This is a genomic window from Paludisphaera sp. (assembly GCF_037189885.1).
Taxonomy (GTDB): Bacteria; Planctomycetota; Planctomycetia; order Isosphaerales; family Isosphaeraceae; genus Paludisphaera.
The window spans coordinates 160,109-178,091 of the sequence record NZ_JBBCIR010000054.1 but is presented as its reverse complement, the minus strand read 5'-3'; the positions used below and the strand labels follow the sequence as shown (position 1 = coordinate 178,091).

Annotated in this window: 21 protein-coding genes; 13 read left to right on the top strand and 8 right to left on the bottom strand. The window is 71.2% G+C overall.

Annotation, left to right across the window (positions count from 1 at the left end):
• Positions 1–219 precede the first annotated feature (219 nt).
• On the bottom strand, positions 220–618 hold the full coding sequence (locus tag WG209_RS16320) for a hypothetical protein (protein ID WP_337176134.1): 399 nt from the start codon (positions 616–618) through the stop codon (positions 220–222).
• Between the two features lie 28 nt (positions 619–646).
• Positions 647–1,225 carry a sigma-70 family RNA polymerase sigma factor gene (locus tag WG209_RS16315; protein ID WP_337176133.1) on the bottom strand — a complete coding sequence of 193 codons (579 nt, stop codon included), beginning with the start codon at positions 1,223–1,225 and terminating at the stop codon, positions 647–649.
• Between the two features lie 124 nt (positions 1,226–1,349).
• Here WG209_RS16315 and hpt point away from each other — a divergent pair, with 124 nt between their 5' ends.
• From hpt to WG209_RS16285, 6 genes are all read left to right on the top strand, one after another.
• A complete protein-coding gene (gene hpt / locus WG209_RS16310) occupies positions 1,350–1,895 on the top strand; it encodes a hypoxanthine phosphoribosyltransferase (RefSeq protein ID WP_337176132.1) in 546 nt (181 codons plus the stop codon).
• The gene (locus WG209_RS16305; protein ID WP_337176131.1) at positions 1,892–3,061 is read left to right on the top strand and encodes a glycosyltransferase family 4 protein; all 1,170 of its coding nucleotides are present in this window, start codon (positions 1,892–1,894) and stop codon (positions 3,059–3,061) included. The genes hpt and WG209_RS16305 overlap by 4 nt, the downstream gene beginning before the upstream one ends.
• 16 nt (positions 3,062–3,077) lie before the next feature.
• Positions 3,078–4,214, top strand: coding sequence for a glycosyltransferase (locus WG209_RS16300; protein WP_337176130.1), 1,137 nt, complete (start codon positions 3,078–3,080; stop codon positions 4,212–4,214).
• A 72-nt stretch (positions 4,215–4,286) separates the two neighbouring features.
• The gene (locus WG209_RS16295) at positions 4,287–4,706 is read left to right on the top strand and encodes a RusA family crossover junction endodeoxyribonuclease (RefSeq protein WP_337176129.1); all 420 of its coding nucleotides are present in this window, start codon (positions 4,287–4,289) and stop codon (positions 4,704–4,706) included.
• Between the two features lie 4 nt (positions 4,707–4,710).
• The gene (locus WG209_RS16290) at positions 4,711–5,379 is read left to right on the top strand and encodes a hypothetical protein (RefSeq protein ID WP_337176128.1); all 669 of its coding nucleotides are present in this window, start codon (positions 4,711–4,713) and stop codon (positions 5,377–5,379) included.
• A gap of 103 nt (positions 5,380–5,482) precedes the next feature.
• The gene (locus tag WG209_RS16285; RefSeq protein ID WP_337176127.1) at positions 5,483–6,364 is read left to right on the top strand and encodes a hypothetical protein; all 882 of its coding nucleotides are present in this window, start codon (positions 5,483–5,485) and stop codon (positions 6,362–6,364) included.
• Between the two features lie 24 nt (positions 6,365–6,388).
• On the opposite strand, the gene WG209_RS16280 is transcribed toward WG209_RS16285, so the two are convergent.
• Together WG209_RS16280 and WG209_RS16275 are read right to left on the bottom strand one after the other, a co-directional pair.
• The gene (locus tag WG209_RS16280) at positions 6,389–7,090 is read right to left on the bottom strand and encodes a metal-dependent hydrolase (RefSeq protein ID WP_337176126.1); all 702 of its coding nucleotides are present in this window, start codon (positions 7,088–7,090) and stop codon (positions 6,389–6,391) included.
• A gap of 71 nt (positions 7,091–7,161) precedes the next feature.
• On the bottom strand, positions 7,162–8,055 hold the full coding sequence (locus WG209_RS16275) for an alpha/beta hydrolase (RefSeq protein ID WP_337176125.1): 894 nt from the start codon (positions 8,053–8,055) through the stop codon (positions 7,162–7,164).
• A gap of 136 nt (positions 8,056–8,191) precedes the next feature.
• Between WG209_RS16275 and WG209_RS16270 the strand changes: the two genes are divergently transcribed.
• Together WG209_RS16270 and WG209_RS16265 are read left to right on the top strand one after the other, a co-directional pair.
• The gene (locus WG209_RS16270; protein ID WP_337176124.1) at positions 8,192–9,298 is read left to right on the top strand and encodes a M15 family metallopeptidase; all 1,107 of its coding nucleotides are present in this window, start codon (positions 8,192–8,194) and stop codon (positions 9,296–9,298) included.
• A 48-nt stretch (positions 9,299–9,346) separates the two neighbouring features.
• Entirely contained in the window at positions 9,347–10,729 is a 1,383-nt protein-coding gene (locus WG209_RS16265) for a hypothetical protein (RefSeq protein WP_337176123.1), read from the top strand.
• 42 nt (positions 10,730–10,771) lie between these two features.
• On the opposite strand, the gene WG209_RS16260 is transcribed toward WG209_RS16265, so the two are convergent.
• From WG209_RS16260 to hisD, 3 genes are all read right to left on the bottom strand, one after another.
• Positions 10,772–11,059 (bottom strand): hypothetical protein, encoded by a 288-nt coding sequence (locus WG209_RS16260; protein WP_337176122.1) that lies wholly within the window; start codon positions 11,057–11,059, stop codon positions 10,772–10,774.
• A 94-nt stretch (positions 11,060–11,153) separates the two neighbouring features.
• The gene (locus tag WG209_RS16255) at positions 11,154–11,702 is read right to left on the bottom strand and encodes a hypothetical protein (protein WP_337176121.1); all 549 of its coding nucleotides are present in this window, start codon (positions 11,700–11,702) and stop codon (positions 11,154–11,156) included.
• 18 nt (positions 11,703–11,720) lie between these two features.
• Positions 11,721–13,037 (bottom strand): histidinol dehydrogenase, encoded by a 1,317-nt coding sequence (gene hisD, locus WG209_RS16250; RefSeq protein ID WP_337176120.1) that lies wholly within the window; start codon positions 13,035–13,037, stop codon positions 11,721–11,723.
• Positions 13,038–13,261: 224 nt separating this feature from the next.
• On the opposite strand from hisD, the gene WG209_RS16245 reads away from it, so the two are divergent.
• The 4 genes from WG209_RS16245 (at position 13,262) to WG209_RS16230 (ending at position 15,816) form a co-directional block, all read left to right on the top strand.
• Complete coding sequence (locus tag WG209_RS16245) at positions 13,262–13,561, top strand: autorepressor SdpR family transcription factor (protein ID WP_337176119.1); 300 nt, start codon at positions 13,262–13,264, stop codon at positions 13,559–13,561.
• Positions 13,558–13,932 carry an ammonium transporter gene (locus WG209_RS16240; protein WP_337176118.1) on the top strand — a complete coding sequence of 125 codons (375 nt, stop codon included), beginning with the start codon at positions 13,558–13,560 and terminating at the stop codon, positions 13,930–13,932. The genes WG209_RS16245 and WG209_RS16240 overlap by 4 nt, the downstream gene beginning before the upstream one ends.
• A gap of 392 nt (positions 13,933–14,324) precedes the next feature.
• The gene (locus WG209_RS16235; RefSeq protein ID WP_337176117.1) at positions 14,325–14,792 is read left to right on the top strand and encodes a hypothetical protein; all 468 of its coding nucleotides are present in this window, start codon (positions 14,325–14,327) and stop codon (positions 14,790–14,792) included.
• Positions 14,793–14,856: 64 nt separating this feature from the next.
• Complete coding sequence (locus WG209_RS16230; RefSeq protein WP_337176116.1) at positions 14,857–15,816, top strand: DUF1559 domain-containing protein; 960 nt, start codon at positions 14,857–14,859, stop codon at positions 15,814–15,816.
• A 321-nt stretch (positions 15,817–16,137) separates the two neighbouring features.
• On the opposite strand, the gene WG209_RS16225 is transcribed toward WG209_RS16230, so the two are convergent.
• Positions 16,138–17,163 carry a DUF1559 domain-containing protein gene (locus WG209_RS16225; protein ID WP_337176115.1) on the bottom strand — a complete coding sequence of 342 codons (1,026 nt, stop codon included), beginning with the start codon at positions 17,161–17,163 and terminating at the stop codon, positions 16,138–16,140.
• A 384-nt stretch (positions 17,164–17,547) separates the two neighbouring features.
• Here WG209_RS16225 and WG209_RS16220 point away from each other — a divergent pair, with 384 nt between their 5' ends.
• Positions 17,548–17,928 (top strand): hypothetical protein, encoded by a 381-nt coding sequence (locus WG209_RS16220; protein WP_337176114.1) that lies wholly within the window; start codon positions 17,548–17,550, stop codon positions 17,926–17,928.
• Positions 17,929–17,983 lie beyond the last annotated feature (55 nt).

Here is a 17,983-nt window from a genome sequence, read left to right as displayed (position 1 = left end):
GCGGGGGGGCGCCACCGGCCCCTCCCCCCCCGGTAGTGGGTGGCCCTAAGGGCCGGGTGTGGGCCCTGGCGCTTCGGGTTGTGCTTCGCCCTCGTAAGCCATGGACCGTCGCGACCCCCGAAGCGCCAGGGCCCTCACCCGCCGCTGGCGCGGCTGCCCTCTCCCGGGGGGAGAGGGGACGAGAGGATCGACCGCCTCTCGAATCGGCTCGTCCACGCCTCATTCCGCCATCGCCACGAACGGGCCGGCGGCGGATTCGAAGTAGTTGTGGACGAGGTACCAGGCGTCCACCCCCTCGCCGCCGAGGTGGGGGGCGAGGTCGGCGACCTGGACGGCGTCGACGTCGCCGCGGATCAGGACGAGGCGGCCCTCCTCGACGCGGACGGGGGGCGTGGGCGCGGGGGCGTAGCGGGCGACGCCCACGGCCATCAGCACGGCGGCGGCCTGCGCCAGCAGGACCAGCGCGGCGGCGGCCCAGCGTCGGCGAGGCGAGGAGACCGCCGGCGCCGGCTCGGGCTCGTCGATCCGGCCGGCGACGCCCGCCCAGACGCGGTCCCACGCCTCGGCCGAGGGCGTCGGGGGCCGGGTCGCTTGCCAGAGGCGGTCGAGGTCGTTCATCGGCTCACTTCCATCCTGTCTTCCCGGCTCAATCGAGGCCCTTCAGGCGGTCCCAATCGAGCGACTCCTGGAGCTTGCGGCGGGCGGCGTTGATCCGGCTCATCACGGTGCCGATCGGGACGCCCTGGGCCTCGGCGATCTCCCTGTACGTCAGCCCGGCCTCGGCGAACATCACGAACGTCGCCCGCAGGGTGGGGGAGAGGTTCGCCAGCGCCTCGTCCAGGGACCGCCGCAGGTCGGCCCGGGCCAGCCCTCGCGAGGGGTCGTCGTCGGGCGTCGCGCTGGTCGGGTCGGCCTCCAGGGGGACCGCCTTGCTCCGCTTGCGCCGCCTCCCCTGGTCGAGCGCCGTGTTCACCACGATCCGGAGCAGCCAGAACCGGAACCCGCCGCGGCCGTCGAACTCGTCCAGCCGGCGGAACGCCTTCAGGAGCGAATCCTGGACCGCGTCGAGCGCGTCCTGCTCGTCCCCCAGGAGGCGGTAGGCCGCGCGGTACGCGTCGTCCCGATGGCGGAGGAACAGCTCCTCGCGGGCCGCCGGGTCCTCGTCTCGGGCCCGTCGGACCAGCAGCTCGTCGGGGATGGATGCGATCGTCGGGCCGTCCGGCATGCGCTCTCCCACCCTGACGAGACGATCGCGGGACGTCCGCTATTCGATCCCCGACTTTCGGGGTAGACTAAGGGCCCAAGTCCGTCGCCGCATCATCATTGTAACGCGAGGAGACCGGACCGCCGTGCCCGTCGAGGTCCTGATCCCGGAAGACGCCCTGCGGGCCCGCATCCATGAGCTGGGGGCCGAGGTCGCGCGCGAATACGCCGGCAAGCCGCTGACCATCGTCGCGGTGCTGACCGGCAGCCTGATCGTCCTGGCCGACCTGATCCGCTCCATCGACGTCCCCCACCGGATCGGCCTGGTCCACGCCAGCAGCTACCGCGGGGCGACGACCACCGGGTCGACGCTGGTCATCAACGAGGCCCTGGCACCCGACGTCGCCGATCGCGACGTCCTGCTGCTCGACGACATCCTGGACACCGGCCGGACCCTCGCGGCGCTGGTGGACCACATCGCGGTGCGCGGGGCCCGGAGCGTGAGGACGGCCGTCCTGCTCCGCAAGCTCGGCCGCCAGATCGTCCCGCTGGAGCCCGATTACTGCGGCTTCACCATCCCCGACGCCTTCGTCGTCGGCTACGGGCTGGATTACGACGACGACTACCGCCACCTCCCCTATGTCGGCGTCCTCAAGGAAGGGATGATCGGCCGACCGCCGCGAGACCCATGACCGCCGAAGCCCCGGACGCCCCCCTCAAGCTGGCCCTGATCTCCCGACGCTACCCGCCCCTGATCGGCGGCGCGGAGCGCGTGCTGGGATACCTCGCCGAGGCGCTGGCCCGCGAGGGGGCCGACGTCTCCGTCCTCACCTCCGCCGTCGGCGAGGCCGCCGCGGCCCCGGCGCGCGAGGAGATCCGCGCGCGGGGCGGCCGGCTGGTCGTCCATCGCCTGCCGACGTCGCCCCTGCGGTTCGTCGGGACGTGGCTCTACATGCGCAATTTGGCGAACTGGCTGCGCTCCAACCCCGTCGACCTGGCCTACGTCTCCATGCTCAAGCACGACGCCCACGCCGCCCTGGGCGTCGCCGCGCGCCGCGGCTTCCCCGTCGTCCTGCGCCCCGAGGGCGCGGGCGACACCGGCGATATCGCGTGGCAGGCGAGGGGGAACTTCGGCGGCCGCATCGCCCGCCGCTGCAAGGACGCCGACGCCTACGTCGCCATCTCGAAGCCCGTCCGCGACGAGCTGACCGCCGCCGGATACGACGGGGCCAGGATCCACGACCTGCCCAACGGCGTCCCGATCCCGATCCGCCCCTGGCAGCGACGGCCGGACTGGCGGGACGCCCCGCGCGCCTCGTTCGTCGGCCGGCTCGCCCCGGAGAAGGATCTGCCGACGCTCCTCAGCGCCTGGCCGATCGTCCGCGAGTCGTTCCCGACCGCCCGGCTCGTCCTCGTCGGCGAGGGGCCCGAGCGCCCCGCGCTGGCGAGACTGGCGGCCGGCCTGGGCCTGGGCGCCGAAGCCTTCGCCATGCCGGGCGCGACGGGCGACGTGGAATCCGAGCTGCGCGCGTCCGACCTGTTCGTCCTGCCGTCGTCGGAGGAGGGGATGAGCATCGCCCTGCTGGAGGCGATGGCCCTGGGCGTGCCGGCGGTGGCCTCGGCGATCCCCGGGAACCGCCGGCTGGTCGTCGACTTCAAGCACGGCCGCCTCGCCCCCCCGGGCGACGCCGGCGCCCTCGCGCGGACGATCGTCGAGCAGTGGTCGAACTTCGACCGGGCGTTCCACATGACCCGCGCCGCGCGGGGGCGGGTCGAGCAGCAGTACGCGATCCGGGCCGTGGCGCGCCGGCATCTCCAATTGTTCCGGGAATTGATCGCGCGGAAGCGATCGGGATGAGGAAACGGGGTCCGAAGTGCTGAAGGTCTTGCAACTCATCCCGACGCTCGACCGCTCGGGGGCCGAGAAGCAGATGGTGATGCTCGCGGCGGGGCTGCCGCGCGATCGCTTCCGCGTCGAGGCGGCGGCCCTCACGCGGTCGGGCCCGCTGGAAGCCGACCTGGCCGCGGCGGGCGTGCCGACGACGACGATCGGCAAGCGCCTGAAGGTCGACCCGTTCGCCCTCCGGCGGCTGACGCGGTTCCTGAAGGCCGGCCGGTTCGACGTGGTGCAGACCTGGATCTTCGCCGCCAACGCCTACGGCCGCGTCGCCGCCCGTCGCGCCGGCGTGCCGGTCGTCGTCACCGCCGAGATGGCCGTGGATCTCTGGAAGGGGCCGATCGAGCGGTTCGTCGACCGCAAGCTGGCGACATACTCGGACAAGCTGGTGGGGAACTCCCGCGCCGTGGTCGATTTCTACGCCGGGCTCGGCGTGCCGGCCGACCGGCTGGAGATGATCCATTCGGGCGTGGCCGACGACCCGCCGCCGGCCGTCGACCCCGCCGCCGTCCGCGTGGAGATCGGCTTCCCGCGCGACGCCAAGCTCGCCCTGTTCGTCGGCCGGCTCGCCCCCCAGAAGCGCGTGGCGGACCTGCTGAAGGTGCTGGACCTCTTGCAGCACGTCCAGCCCGACCTGCGCACGGCGATCGTCGGCGACGGCCCCCTGCGCGGGTCGCTGGAGAAGCTGGCCCGGCAGCTCGAACTGACGGACAGGGTCCGGTTCCTCGGCCATCGCGACGACGTCCCCCGCCTGATGGCCGCCGCCGACGTGGTGACGCTGCCCAGCGAGTACGAGGGCCTGCCGAACGTCGTGCTGGAGGCGATGATCCAGGCCAAGCCGGTCGTCGCCACCGCCGCGCCGGGGACGACCGAGGTGGTGGTGGACGGCGTGACCGGCGCGCTGGCGCCCGTCGGGAGCCTGCCGCTGCTGGCGCGCGGCCTCCGCGACCTGATCCGCGACCCCCGCCGCGCCGCCGCCCTCGGCGCCGCCGGCCGCGAGCGCGCCCTGGCCGAATTCCGCGCCGACGCCATGGTCGCCCGCTTCGCCGACCTCTACGAGCGCCTCGCCGCCGCCAAGGGCCTGGCCCCGGCCCCCGCGCCGACGACCGGGTGACTGGCCTCGCGCCGGCCTCGCCCGCTATGCTGATGATGTGTGAGGATTCGCGGACCTCGGGGCGCGGGACGGATGGCCGTTCATCTGGAAATTATCGTCCCGGGCCCGCCGATCTCGAACCAGCAGCGAACCTCGCGCGGCAAGACCGTGCTGGCCAACTGGAGGGCGGCGGTGTCGACGGCGGTTCGGGCGTCTTGGTCTGGCCCGAAACTGACGACCAACCTGCGAGCGACGATCATCAACTTCCACGTCGGTCCGGAACCGCCCGTCGATCTGGACAATATGTCGAAACCCATATTCGACGAGATGCAGGCCGACGTTTACGGCGATGATCGCCAGATCCGACAGGCGCGTCTCGTCCACCTGGAGATAGGCGCGCCCGTCGCCATCGCGAACGCTTCCAAGCTGCTCGTGACCGCGATTCGAACCGGCGGTCCGTTCGTCTATGTCCGCGTGGAAGACCCGGAATCCCCATATCCGCTCCCGGGGTGACCTCATGGAAAACGATGATCTGCTAGAAGGCCTCGCCGAGCGATATCGTCGCCAGGGGTACAAGGTGACCGTCCGGCCCGACCGATCCGCCCTGCCGCCATTCGCGCGGGACTATACGATCGAGTTGATGGCGGAGGGGCCCGGCGGGAACGTCCTGGTCTCGGCGAAGCCTTCGGCCGAGGAACTCGCGCGAGACGAGTCCATCGCGGACTTGGCTGATGTCGTCGAGAAGAAGCCCGGCTGGCGTTTCGACCTGGCGCTCCTGGGGCCGCCCGCGTTCCCCCGGCCCGCTCGACAAGACGCGACCGACATGACGCGACAGCGGATCGAGGAGACGCTCGGGAAGGCGCGGAGCATGTATGACGGCGGGTTCGAGCCCCAAGCAGTCGTCGCCGCCTGGTCGGCGCTGGAATCCGCCATGCGTCACCGCCTGCGCTCGATGGGGCGCGAGGCCGGCTTCGGCACGCCGGCGCAGGGGATGCTCAGCGCCCTCATCTCGGCCGGCGAGATCGATCACGCCGAGTTCCACGACCTGGAAGACATCTCACGCCTTCGGAACGTCATCGTCCACGGCTTCGAGCCTCCGCCGATCGGCCGCGACGCCATCGAGCTTACGGACGAGATCGCGCGTCGGTTGCTGAACGAGATCGAGATGCAATCGGCGGCGATGTGAATCCGAAAGGGGTGCCCCGGGCCCTTCCACCGGGCGCGTCGGGGCGGCATCATGGCGGGGTCGGATCGTCGACAGCCTTCGTCCTCCAGCGTAGGGTCCCGCCATGCATCGGACGTTTCCGCGCCTCGCCGCCGCGCTGCTGCTCGCGGCGCTCCCGTCGCTCGCCTCCGCCGACGACGGCCCGTTCACGCTCAACCTGAGATCCCGGGGCGTGGTCGACGGCCGGGTCGAGGTCGTCGAGACGGTCGCCGAATGGGAGCCGAGCAAGACCGCGATCATCGTCTGCGACATGTGGGACAAGCACTGGTGCAAGTCGGCCGAGCGTCGCGTGGGCGAGATGGCCGGGCCGATGAACGAGATGCTCAAGGCCGCGCGGGCCCGGGGCGCGTTCATCATCCACGCCCCCAGCACGACCACGGGGTTCTACGACGGCACGCCGCAGCGCGACCGCGCGCGGAACGCCCGCCACGTCCCCACTCCGGTGCCGCTGGCGACCTCGCCGCGGTGGGGGACCGCCTGGTTCTGGATCGACGCCAGGCATGAAAGCGTCCTGCCAATCGACGACTCCGACGGCGGCTGCGACTGCGCCGGCGAGAAGTGCGAGCAAGGCGACCCCTGGACCCGCCAGAACGCGGCCATCGAGATCGGCGAGGCCGACGCGATCACCGACGACGGCCAGGAGACGTGGAACCTGCTCGCCGAGCGCGGGATCGACCGCGTCATCCTCTGCGGCGTTCACCTGAACATGTGCGTGCTCGGCCGGCCGTTCGCCATCCGTCAGATGAAGACGCTGGGCAAGCAGGTCGCCCTGATCCGCGACATGACCGACACGATGTACAACCCCGAACGCCCCCCAGGCGGCACCCACTTCGACGGCAACGCCCTGATGGTCGGCCACGTCGAACGCCACTGGTGCCCCAGCTTCCTCAGCGCCGACCTCACCGGCAAGCCCCCGTTCCGCTTCGCCGGCGCGCCCGCGGAGTGACCCGTCGGCGCGGCCGGCGCGGGCTCACTTCGGGATGTCGAACCAATCCCCCGGCTCCAGGACGACGGGCCTGGAGTCGGTCTCCTTCTCCACGCGGGCGGCCCAGGCCCTGGCGTCCTGGGCGATGGCGGGGAAGGTGTCGTAGTGGATGGGGATGACGTGCCTCGGCTTCAGCAGGTTGATGGCGCGGATGGAGTCGTCGACGCCCATCGTGTAATAGTCGCCGATGGGGAGCAGGGCGAGGTCGAGCCCCTCCTCGCCGATCAGGGCCATGTCGCCGAAGAGGGCGGTGTCGGCGGCGTCGTAGACCTTCGTCCCGTCGGGGAACGTCAGGACGAAGCCGCAGGGGTTGCCGCCGTTGGAGCCGTCGGGCAGGGCGGAGCCGTGGAAGGCGAGCGTCAGCTTGACGCGGACCCAGTCGGCGAACGTGAACGAGCCGCCGTGCTGGAGCCCCTCCACCTTCGAAAGCCCCTGCGACGGCTGCTGGAGCCAGCCGCTGATCTCGTAGTTGCTGGCCACCGTCGCGCCGGCGCGCTTGGCGATGGCCACGGAATCGCCGACGTGGTCGCCGTGGCCGTGGGAGATCAGGATCAGGTCGGCGGGCGCGTCCTCCGGCTTGATCGCGGCCTTCGGGTTGCCGGTCAGGAACGGGTCGATCAAAACGTGCTTGCCGTCGTTTTCGAACAGCAGCGCGGAGTGGCCGAGCCAGCGGAGGCGGGTGGACATGGCGATCGTCCCTCGGTCTCGGGTCGGATGGGTCGTGGGCTAGCCGTCCATCATAGCCGAAGCTCGGCCGGTCACTCCACGCCGGGGAGCGGCGGCAGGGCCAGGCGCTCGCGCAAGAACGCGATCGACTTCACGACGGCCCGGTCCCAATCCCCGGGGTCGTCCCCTCCGCCGCCGTGGTTCCCGCCCGGGATGGTGAACAGCTCGACCTCGACGCCCGCCTTCTCGCACGCCTCCTTGAAGGCCGTCGCCTGCTCGTAGGGGACCAAGTCGTCCTTCGTGCCGTGGACCAGCAAGGCGGGGGCGTCGCCCGCGTCCAGGTGGAACAGCGGGCTGGCCGCCTCCTGGGCCTGGCGGTCTGCCTTGCGGTCCCGCCCCAGGAGGTCCTCGACCATGTGGCGCGAGCCGTCCGGGAACCGCTTCGTGAGGTCGACCGGCCCGGCGATCGAGACGGCCGCCTTGATGGCCGCGGAGGGCTTGCCGGCTTCGCCCTCGTCGGCGGTCGTCGCCAGCAGGAGGACCAGGTGGCCGCCGGCCGATCCCCCGAACGCCGCGACCCGATCGGGGTCGATCTTCCATTCCCTCGCGCGCTCGCGGACGTATCGCACCGCGTCCCTCGCGTCGTCGAGCTGAGCGGGGAAGGCATGCCTGGGCGCGAAGCGATATTGCACCGTGACCGCCGCGCAGCCCTGTTGCGCCACGCTGAACAGGGCGTCGCGGAACATCGACCTGTCGCCGCCGCGCCAGCCGCCGCCGTGGATGAAGACGACGACCGGGAACGGCCCGTCCCCGTCCTTCGGCCGGGCGTAGTCCATGCGCAGCGTCTCGCCGTCGACCTCCTTGTACGGCACGTCCTCCTCGTACACGATCGAGTCCGGCGGCCCGGGCGCCCGCCCCGCCATGCCCATCGCCACGGCGAGGGTCATCGCCGCCGTCAGCCCCGCCCACTTGATCCAGGTCTTCACGAGTCGCTCCGAGTTCGAGGTCCAGACGACCCGAGAAACCATCCCTGTCCGCCGGGCGCGCGTTTCAGCGGCCGATCCCGCGATGATACCATGGCGCGTCGCCCGGCCGCCCACGCCCCGCTCGGAGACCGCTCGCATGAGACCGCGCCGCGTCGCCGCGATCCTGATGACCACCGCCGTTGCCGGGCTGCTCGCGATCGCTCCCCTCGCGCGGGCGTCGGACGTGCTCGTCGACCGCCCCGGCTCGCACGCGCTCGGGGACGCGACGCTCACCGTCGCCGCCGCTGGGGATCTCGTCGACCTGCGCGTCGTGGAGGCCGACGGCCGCGAGTCGCTGGGATTCGACCTGAGGGCCCCGGGGTCGCGATGGCTCGTCCTGGGGTCGCCCTCGGGGGAGGTCTGGGCGAGCGGCGGCGCCGACGTCTTCGGCTGGCGTCGCGAGGCCGACGGGCTCTACCGCGCCATCGAGATCATCGACGCCGGAGGCCGCCCCACGCGGCGGCTCCCCGACGCCTTCTTCGACCGCCTTCCGGCCGCCGTGAAGGCGAACTGGGCCGAGGCCCAGGCGACGGCGAGGCCCGGGCCCGCCCCGGCCGGCCCGTTCCGCGTCACGCCCACGCGCCCCATCGACGAGATCCGCGCCGAGGCCATCCAGGCGCGGCCGCCGGCGGAAGAGGGCGAGTTCCTCGAATCCGACCTCGTCGACCTGGAGACGCTCGACCCCCGCGTCAAGCTCGACATCCGATACGCCGGCGACGACAACTTCCTGGGCGTCCCGGTCTACACGTCGGCCCGCGCGTTCCTCCAGCGCCCGGCGGCCGAGGCGCTGAAGCGGGCGCAGGCGAAGCTGGGCGAGCGGGGGTTCGGCCTGCTGATCCACGACGGCTATCGGCCCTGGTACGTCACGAAGGTCTTCCGAGAGGCGACCCCGCCGAAGTACCACGGCTTCGTCGCCGACCCCGCCAGGGGCTCGCGCCACAACCGGGGCTGCGCCGTCGACCTGTCGCTGTACGACCTCGAGACCGGCAAGCCCGTCGACATGCCCACCGGCTACGACGACTTCTCGCGCTGCGCCTTCTCCGACTACCCCGGCGTCACCCGCGCCCAGGCCGCCAACCGTGCCGCGCTCCGCGAGGCCCTGGAGGCCGAGGGCTTCCTGCATATCCCCAACGAATGGTGGCACTTCGACTACAAGGACTGGAAACGCTACCCCATCCAGAACGCGGCGTTCGAAGACCTCTGATCTCGTCCCCTCGGCCGTCGCCGCCTCCGATTCCCGTTGAGATGAAACATGCGGACTCCCCTCCGACGGACCCTCTCGCCCCTCCTGATCGCCCTGGCGTTCGCCGCGACAACCGAGCGAGGTCGAGCCGCGGACGACGCCCCGCCGGGCGAGCGGCCGACGCTCCAGGCATTGCTGGACGCCCGCCCCGGCACGGTGGTCGAGGTGCCGCCGGGCGTCCACGAGATCCGCGAGACCTTGCGCATTGCCACGCCCGGCGGCGGGCTCTCCGGGACGGCGACGATCGTCCAGGTCGACCCGACGAAGGCCATCGCGCGGATCGACCACGCCGACGGCGCCGTGCTCCGCGGGCTGACGCTGACCAGGCCCGAGGGCCGTCGCGAGACCGACCAGGAGGCCGTGCTCGTCACCGACTCCCGCGACGTGACGCTCGCCGACCTCCGCGTGATCGACAACCAGACGCGGGGCGTCGCGGTGGCGTTCCGCAATAGCGACGGCGCCCGCATCCTCGATTGCCTGATACATAACTATCAGCGCGTCGGGGTGGACGACCGGACGGGCAACGCGCTATACGGCTACGCCTTCCGTTGCATCGCCGGCACGGGCATCCTGGTCGACGGCTGCCGGGGGGCGCTCATCCGGGGGAACACGGTCCGCGAGGACCGCCTGATCGCCACGCCCGAGGTCAAGCGCGAGCACCAGCTCGGCCGCTTCGTCAAGAAGCTCCCCGAGCGCGGCCAGCTCGCGAGCCAGCGGGACTGGGACCGCGACGAGACCGACAACTGGATGCAGGGGAACGCCGTCCACGTCTCCGGGCCCGAGTCCACCGAATCGACGCGCGTCGTCGACAACCTCGTCGAGCGGGCGGGGCAGGGGTTCGACATCCACGCCGACCACGTCATCCTGGCGAACAACATCGTCGACGACGCGCTGATCGGCATGAAGGCGATGCACGGCTCGAAGCACGTCATCGTCGCGGGCAATCAGTTCAGGAAGACCACGCTCTGGGCGATGGGCTTCATGCCCGGCGCGGCCTCGCGCGCCGCCAGGCCCGCCGAGGGAGACCGCCCCGCGCTGCCGGCGAACGTGGACGGCGGCTCGATCATGGCGAACAACGTCATCACCGACTTCGGCATGGGCATGACGAACTGGATCTGGGGCGAGGAGAACCTCGGCTTCCCGATCCGCTTCGACCGCGGCCAGCTCGACGACAACCCGCCGCTGTCCGACGTGATCGTCGCCGGCAACATCGTGTACGACACCGGCCGGGACAAGATCCTCCGCGACGGCCAGCCCGAGGTCGTCGGCCCGCGCTACCGCCTGGCCGTCCGCGTCGAGGGGGGCCCCACCGCGCCCGTCGGCCTGCACTTCTCCAACAACATCCTGCACCCGGGCACCGAGGGGGTGTCGAACGTGGAGTTGAAGCCCTGACGAGGTCGGCGCGATCAGCCCGGCGAATCCCGGGCGGCGCCGTCACCGAGGCTCGTCGTCGCGATCCCCGGGGGCCGGGTCGCCCTCGATGTCGTAGCCGAGTTCCCGCTCCTCGCGGATTCGGAGGAAGTGCCCGATGGCTTCCTCCAGCGGGATATCGTCCTTCTCCCACAGCATGCGGCCGTTACTGTCCCTGGACTCGACCCAGTAATTGAGGTTCTCGAGCTGGCCGATCCTGAGGAGGTTGGCGGAGAAACCGACGTAATAGCCGGTGTCCAGGCGCAGGAGCGCCCGGAGGGCGGACGCGAGTTCGTCGTCGGAGATGGCCATCGGCGAGACCTCCAGCGATACGTTCCGCCGCATCCGGGCTTCGCGAGGCCCCCAGGCCGGGGCGACCTCCGGGCGCGTCCTCGGACCCCGTTCGTCAGAACTGGATCCCGTAGGTCCGGGGGGCGTCGCGCCAGAGGGTCATGACCTCGCCGGTGGCGGGGTCGCGGGCGGGGATGGGGAGGCTGCCGATGAGCTTGATGGCGGCGCGGAAGTCGGCCTCGGAGACCTCCTCGTCGCGGATCAGGTCCCAATCGCGGCCCTCGGGGTAGCCGCCGACCATATGCGAGTCGGGCGAGTTCTCGAGCCTCGTGTGCGAGGTGCCGGCGGGGAGGACGAGGACGTCGCCGGGGGCCATGGTCACGACCGTCCCCCCATCGCCCCCGAGGCGCAGGGTGATGCTCCCGCGGGCCATGCCGAGGACCTCGTGGCTGGTCGAGTGGTAATGGTAGTAGTCGTACACGCCCAGCTCGCGCCAGTTGTTGAGCCAGTCGTTGCGGCGGAACGTCTCCTCGATGGCGTCGGCCATGTCCCGGCCGGGCGCGGGCTTGATGACGCCGCGGTGGAGCAGCACGGGGAACCGGCTGTTCGGGACGCGGCCGTTGGGCTCGAAGGAGAACGTTTCCAGACTCGGGCTGTCGGCCATGGGGTCGGCTCCCTGGGTTCAGGCGTCGTCGCCGACGACGCCGCCATACGGCACGTCGACGCCGCCGTGGCGCCGGACGCGGATGTTGGCCTGCTCGGCGTGGCCGACGAAGCCCTCCAGGGCGCACAGGCGCGAGCAGTAGCCCCCCACCAGCGCCGCGGCCTCGTCGGTCAGGACTCTCTGATAGGTGCACGTCTTCAGGAACTTGCCCACCCAGAGCCCGCCGGTGTAGCGGGCGGCCCCGCGCGTGGGCAGGGTGTGGTTCGTCCCGATGACCTTGTCGCCGAAGGCCACGTTGGTCCGCGGGCCGAGGAACAGCGCCCCGTAGTTGCGCATGTTCGCCAGGAAATAGTCCGGGTCGCGGGTCATGACCTGGACGTGTTCCGACGCGATCCGATCGGCGATCCGGACCATCTCCGCGTCGTCGGCCGCGACGCAGACGCCGCCGTGGGTCGCCCACGCCCGGCCCGCCACGGCGGCGGTGGGGAGGACCTTCAGCAGCCGCTCGACCTCGGCGATCGTCTCGCGGGCCAGCTTCTCCGAGGTCGTCAGGAGGATCGCCGGCGAGTCCGGGCCGTGCTCGGCCTGGCCCAGCAGGTCGGTGGCGCATAGCTCGGCGTCGACGGTCTCGTCGGCGATCACCAGGGTCTCGGTCGGCCCGGCCAGCAGGTCGATCCCGACCCTCCCGAAGAGTTGCCGCTTGGCCTCGGCCACGAAGGCGTTCCCCGGCCCCACCAGCATGTCCACCGGCGCGATCGAGGCCGTCCCCAGGGCCATCGCCGCCACGGCCTGCACGCCCCCCAGGCAATAGATCTCGTCGGCCCCCGCCAGGCGCTGCGCCGCGACGATCGCCGGGGCGGGCGCGCCGTTGTAGGGCGGGGCGCAGGTGACGACGCGCGGCACCCCCGCCACCTTCGCCGTCACCACCGACATGTGGGCCGAGGCCAGCAGCGGATACTTGCCCCCCGGCACGTAACAGCCGGCCGATTGCACCGGGATGTTCTTGTGGCCCAGGACCACGCCCGGGAGCGTCTCCACCTCCACGTCGCGGAGCGCGGCGCGCTGGTGCTCGGCGAAGTTGCGCACCCGCGCCTGGGCGAACCGGACGTCCTCCAGGTCGCGCGGGCGGAGCCGGGCGACGCACGCCTCGATCTCGGCGTCGGTCAGCCGGTAGTCCTCGCGGTCCCAGCCGTCGAACTTGACGGACAGCTCCCGCACCGCGTCGTCGCCCCGACGGGCCACGTCGTCCAGGATGGTCTCGACCGTCCGCCGGACGTTCGCGTCGCCCGCCGCCGTCTCCGCGGCGTCGGCCCCGCGCTTGATCCAATTCTCCACCGCACGCCCCCTTCAGTCCGCTCGCACGACGACGGGTGATTGGCCGGCATCTTAAACCCCCGCGCCGGGCCGACGCCAGGTCCGACCCCCCGCGATGGTCCCCGCCGCCCGGCCGATCGCCACGATCGGGCTCGCCGATCGGGCGGGCCGGGGACGGCCCCGCCGGCGTCGCCGATATCGAGTCCCCCCTTGACTCATTTCGTCGATTCGCTAATTATCGAATTATGAGCCAGGTGTTCAAGGCCCTTTCCGATCCGACGCGCCGCCGCGTCCTCCTGCTCCTGCGCGAGGGGCCGATGAGCGCGGGCGATCTCTGCGACCAGTTCGAATTCTCCAGGCCGACGATGTCGGCGCACTTCGCGGTGCTGAAGGAGGCCGACCTGGTCCACGCGGAGAAGGTCGGCAAGTCCGTCATCTACCACCTGAAGCTCTCGGTGCTCGAGGAGGTGCTGCTGGGCTTCGTCCATTCGTTCGGCCCGGGCGAGGAGCCGCCGGAGGCCAAGAAGAAGGGGAGGGCGCGATGAGCAGGATTGCGCGTGTTGATTTCGCCTGGGGCGGCGGCATCGTCGCCCTGGCGCTCGGCGCGACCTTCGCGCGCCAGCTCGGCTATATCGACGGCGACACGGTCATACGGCTGGCCGTCGGCGTCAATGGGCTCCTGATCGCCTATTACGGCAATCGGATGCCCAAGGCCCTGGCGCCGAGCGCCTCCGCCCGCCGGGTCAATCGGGTGGGGGGCTGGGCCATGGTGCTGAGCGGGCTCGTCTACGCGGGGCTGTTCGCCTTCGCCCCGATCCCCGTGGCCGTCGCGGTCGGGAGCGGCGCGATCCTGACGGGGCTGGCGGCGACGCTCGGTTACAGCCTGTGGCTGCGGGCCGGGGCGAGGGCCGTCTAGATTTCCCGGCGGTCATCGCGGCCGTCGCCGGCGAGGCCCGACGAAGGACGACCCGGGCCGGGGCCGGGACGTCGCCGCCGGCCCTCGCGCCGAGCCGGGCGGGAGCCACGCCGGCCGATGACCGCGAGGCGTCGCCGATCGCGCGGGAATCTCGACTACGAGGGGAGATTCGCCGCGCGGCTGGGCTTGACGCCGTAATAGGATCAATGCTGTCATATTTAAGGGTTCGACGCGGGGCGGTTCTTCGCCCCGCGATGGACTCGACTCCATTCCCCGCCCCCGCGGGCTAGTCGGCGAATCCCCGGTCACCGCCCCTTGAATTCCACCGTCGACCGCCCGAGCCCCGCCGGGGCCCGAGCGGCGTTCGCTCCCCGTTCGCGCCGAGGCCGAGCATGAATCTCGCCAAGAAGACGTTCCATATCCCTCTCATCGTCGCCCTCGCGTTCGCCTCGTCGGGATGCGGGAGCGGCGACGGGCTGCCGAGGCGCGCGGTGTCGGGCACGGTGACGCTGGACGGCCAGCCGCTGGAGAAGGGCCTCATCACCTTCATGCCGGCCGGGCAGGGGGGCGACTCGACCTCGGCCGCCGCCGAGGTCTCGGCCGGCTCGTTCTCCGTGGCGAGGGACGTGGGCCTGGTCCCGGGCAAGTACCGCGTCGCGGTCTCCGTGATGAAGGAGGTCCGGGCCAAGGGTGCGCGGAAGAAGCAGGTCGACAACGCGACCGGCGAGATCGTCGACGACTTCGACACGACCGCCACGAAGGAATCGCTCCCCGCCCGCTACAACGCCCAGAGCGAGCTGACGGCCGACGTCACCGACGGCGGGCCCAACGAGTTCAGCTTCCCCCTCACCTCGAAATGACGCGGGCGCGGGCATCGGCCGCGCGCCCTCCCGATCCTCGTCCACCCTCCCAGGAGTCGCATCGATGACGAGTCGCAATACGCGACGCGGATTCACGCTGATCGAGCTGCTGGTGGTGATCGCGATCATCGCCGTGCTCATCGCCCTCTTGCTGCCGGCCGTCCAGGCGGCGCGCGAGGCGGCCCGCCGCATGCAATGCGTGAACAACCTGAAGCAGATCGGCCTGGCCGTCCACAACTACGGGGACGTCGTGGGGTCGCTGCCGCCGGGCACCTCGGGCTGCTGCAACGGCACCTGGCAGGCGTTCATCCTGCCGTACCTGGAGCAGACCGCCCTGGCCAACTCGTACAACTTCATGAACCCTCGCTACGTCCACCCGGACAACACGACGGTCACCCGGAGCTTCATCAACGCGCTGCTCTGCCCCAGCGTCGGCCTCCAGCACAAGCCGGTCAGCGGGGCCCTCGGGGCGTTCACCGGCCAGCTCTCGGCCCACAACTACGTCGCGAACTTCGGGGCCACCGACATCGACCAGCAGGACGTGCTGGGAGACTCCCGGTTCGCCGGCGCGCCCTTCGGGTTCATCGCCCCCTACAGCAACGCGAACCACGTCGCGTCGCCCAACAAGGGCCGGCTGGTGACGATCGCCACCATCACCGACGGCACCAGCAACACGATGCTGGCCTCCGAGCTGATCATCATCCCGCGCGAGAACGAGCTGCGCGGCATGACCTGGTGGGCCGACTCCACGTCGTTCACCGCGTATCTGGCGCCCAACTCGCCGATCCCGGACATGATGTATTCCGACCGGGCCTGCGTCCCCACCATCGCCCGGCCGACGCCCTGCGCCAACGCCACCGCCGGCCCGCTCTACCTGGCCGCCCGCAGCCTCCACTCCGGCGGCGTCAACGCCGCGATGGCCGACGGCTCCGTCCGGTTCATGAAGAACTCCATCAGCCTCCCCATCTGGCGCGCCCTGAGCACCACCCAGGGGGGAGAGGTCATCAGCTCCGATTCCTACTGACCCGCGACGGGGCGAGGCCCCACGCCTCGCCCCGACTCCCCGCGATGGACCGTCCGCCTCGAGCCCTCGGCGGACGGGGGAGTCATTTCTTCTTCGGCGTGCTCTTCTGAAACGCCGTGGGAGGCCCCTGGGGTGCCCCCGGCTCGGGGGGCGGCGGAGCGGGGGCCTCGGGTTCCTCGCCGCAACCGGCGGCGGACGCGGACGCGGCCACGGCGGCCGCGAGCGCCAGGAGGCGCCGCCTCGAAAGGTCGGTGGTCATGTCGGTCATCCTCTCGCGGGTTGGGCGGCCGCGCCGACGCGACGCCGACGCGGCCGCGGGGCTCAGTAGGAGTCGGCGCCGACGACCTCGCCGCCGGCGATGCTGCCGACGGCCTGCCAGGTCCTCGGGTTGATCGTGTCCTTGACGAACTTGCACGAGCCGTCGCCCATCAGGACGTTCACGCCGCCGGGGTGCCGGCTCCGCGCGGCGTTGAAGACGGGCGTCCCCCCGGTGCAGGGGGGGGCGGACTTGATCCGCCAGGAGCACCACGGTTCCCCCCTCTCGTCGCCGGCCAGGGCGTCGGGGATCTTGGAGTTGGGCGGGGTGTAGGTCATGAACATCGCGCAGTTGTAGTCGTCGTTGAAGATGTCGCCCCGATGGTCGTAGTTGGGGTTGCCGGTGTTCGGCCCCATGATCACCTCGCCGCAGAGCACCGAGTTGCTCGCGCCGTCGAGGAAGTCGCGGATGCCCATCGCGACGTTCCCCTTGAACGGGGCGCCGGCGAACGCGGTCGTCCCGAGCGGGCCGGTGAACGGGTCGCCGCTGATGTCGCCGGGATAGGTCACCGGGCCGGCGTTGCGAGTCCCGTTGATCGCGCTGGACTTCTCGTCCTGGAAGAAATGGGTGTTGCCCCAGTTCGCCACGATGCTCCCCTTGGCGCGCGGATAGGGGGTGTCTGGCTCCTGGATGGACGGCGTGTCGCTGGGGCACTGGAACGACGTGATCACGGCGCGGATGACGGTGGTGTTGTCGGCGGCATAGAACGGCAGGCTGAAGTTCAGCGCGTTCATGAGGTTCCCCTGCTCCAGGTAGGGGAGGATGCTGAACGCCCACGTCCTGCGATTGTCGTTGTGGGGGGAATAATTGTAGCCCGAGCCCATGCGGCCGATCGGGAACGTCCCGATCACGTCATGGTAGTTGTGCATCGCCAGGCCCATCTGCTTGAAGTTGTTGACGCACTGGGCGCGGCGGGCGGCCTCGCGCGCCGCCTGCACCGCGGGGAGCAGGAGCGCGATCAGCACCGCGATGATGGCGATCACCACCAGCAGCTCGATCAGCGTGAATCCGGGGGCACGAGACCTCGACATGGCGGACCTCCTCGCCGCGCGGCGCGGCAGGGACGGGGACCGCGCGGGGGCGTGCCCCCGCGCGGACGACGGGTTCGGGGGGCGGCCCGGCCGCCCCGGTCGGGCGCGGCGGGTGGGCGAGCCGGCACAACCGCGCGGACTATAACCGCCGGGCGGGAGAACGCCAAATTAAAAAAAATAATCCGATCCAGAATTCCTGATGAATGAATTAATCCCTATCACCCTTGGATCCGTGCGGGCCCCCATCGCGCGGAGGGGGGCGGCGCAAGGTTGGATTGAAGTCGATTTCTCGGGTCGATAACCTGTATGATTATGAGGAGTTGCCAAGGCGCGATACGGGATCGTCTCCGCGCGCCCCACGCGCTCCATCGCCCGGAGTCGACCATGGGTCGCAAGAGTCAGAATTCCGCCGCCGACGCCGAGTCGGCCGAGGCAAATACCGCCGTCTCCAACGCGCAGGCCGTGCGCGACGCCATGGCCGAGGGCCTGGAGGCGCTCGATGACATCGACGCCTTCGTGCGCGATCGCTACGGCAAGGAGATCCCGCGCCAGCAGATCTCCGCCTACAAGTCCCAGGCCCGGCGCAAGGCGGGCGAGGCCCCCCGGCGCGGCGGCCGGACGCGGGGGGACGTGGAGGGCTACCTCGCGCCTCCCGGCCGGCAGGCGACCGACGGCGACCTCATCGAGGCCCTCCAGGCCCTCAAGCCACTGGTCGCCAAGGTGGGCGCCGAGAACGTCAAGAAGCTCGCCGACCTGCTCTCCTGACGCCGACGCGACGCGCGCGAGGGAGGCCGCCGGCGATCGCGCGGCGGCCCCCCTC

What these genes read in the sequence shown, in the direction of transcription:
- WG209_RS16320 (WP_337176134.1), bottom strand. Translation starts at nt 618, where the DNA reads ATGAACGACCTCGACCGCCTCTGGCAAGCGACCCGGCCCCCGACGCCC.
- WG209_RS16315 (WP_337176133.1), bottom strand. Translation starts at nt 1,225, where the DNA reads ATGCCGGACGGCCCGACGATCGCATCCATCCCCGACGAGCTGCTGGTC.
- WG209_RS16305 (WP_337176131.1), top strand. Translation starts at nt 1,892, where the DNA reads ATGACCGCCGAAGCCCCGGACGCCCCCCTCAAGCTGGCCCTGATCTCC.
- WG209_RS16295 (WP_337176129.1), top strand. Translation starts at nt 4,287, where the DNA reads ATGGCCGTTCATCTGGAAATTATCGTCCCGGGCCCGCCGATCTCGAAC.
- WG209_RS16290 (WP_337176128.1), top strand. Translation starts at nt 4,711, where the DNA reads ATGGAAAACGATGATCTGCTAGAAGGCCTCGCCGAGCGATATCGTCGC.
- WG209_RS16285 (WP_337176127.1), top strand. Translation starts at nt 5,483, where the DNA reads ATGCATCGGACGTTTCCGCGCCTCGCCGCCGCGCTGCTGCTCGCGGCG.
- WG209_RS16280 (WP_337176126.1), bottom strand. Translation starts at nt 7,090, where the DNA reads ATGTCCACCCGCCTCCGCTGGCTCGGCCACTCCGCGCTGCTGTTCGAA.
- WG209_RS16270 (WP_337176124.1), top strand. Translation starts at nt 8,192, where the DNA reads ATGAGACCGCGCCGCGTCGCCGCGATCCTGATGACCACCGCCGTTGCC.
- WG209_RS16265 (WP_337176123.1), top strand. Translation starts at nt 9,347, where the DNA reads ATGCGGACTCCCCTCCGACGGACCCTCTCGCCCCTCCTGATCGCCCTG.
- WG209_RS16260 (WP_337176122.1), bottom strand. Translation starts at nt 11,059, where the DNA reads ATGGCCATCTCCGACGACGAACTCGCGTCCGCCCTCCGGGCGCTCCTG.
- WG209_RS16255 (WP_337176121.1), bottom strand. Translation starts at nt 11,702, where the DNA reads ATGGCCGACAGCCCGAGTCTGGAAACGTTCTCCTTCGAGCCCAACGGC.
- WG209_RS16245 (WP_337176119.1), top strand. Translation starts at nt 13,262, where the DNA reads ATGAGCCAGGTGTTCAAGGCCCTTTCCGATCCGACGCGCCGCCGCGTC.
- WG209_RS16240 (WP_337176118.1), top strand. Translation starts at nt 13,558, where the DNA reads ATGAGCAGGATTGCGCGTGTTGATTTCGCCTGGGGCGGCGGCATCGTC.
- WG209_RS16235 (WP_337176117.1), top strand. Translation starts at nt 14,325, where the DNA reads ATGAATCTCGCCAAGAAGACGTTCCATATCCCTCTCATCGTCGCCCTC.
- WG209_RS16230 (WP_337176116.1), top strand. Translation starts at nt 14,857, where the DNA reads ATGACGAGTCGCAATACGCGACGCGGATTCACGCTGATCGAGCTGCTG.
- WG209_RS16225 (WP_337176115.1), bottom strand. Translation starts at nt 17,163, where the DNA reads ATGTCGAGGTCTCGTGCCCCCGGATTCACGCTGATCGAGCTGCTGGTG.
- WG209_RS16220 (WP_337176114.1), top strand. Translation starts at nt 17,548, where the DNA reads ATGGGTCGCAAGAGTCAGAATTCCGCCGCCGACGCCGAGTCGGCCGAG.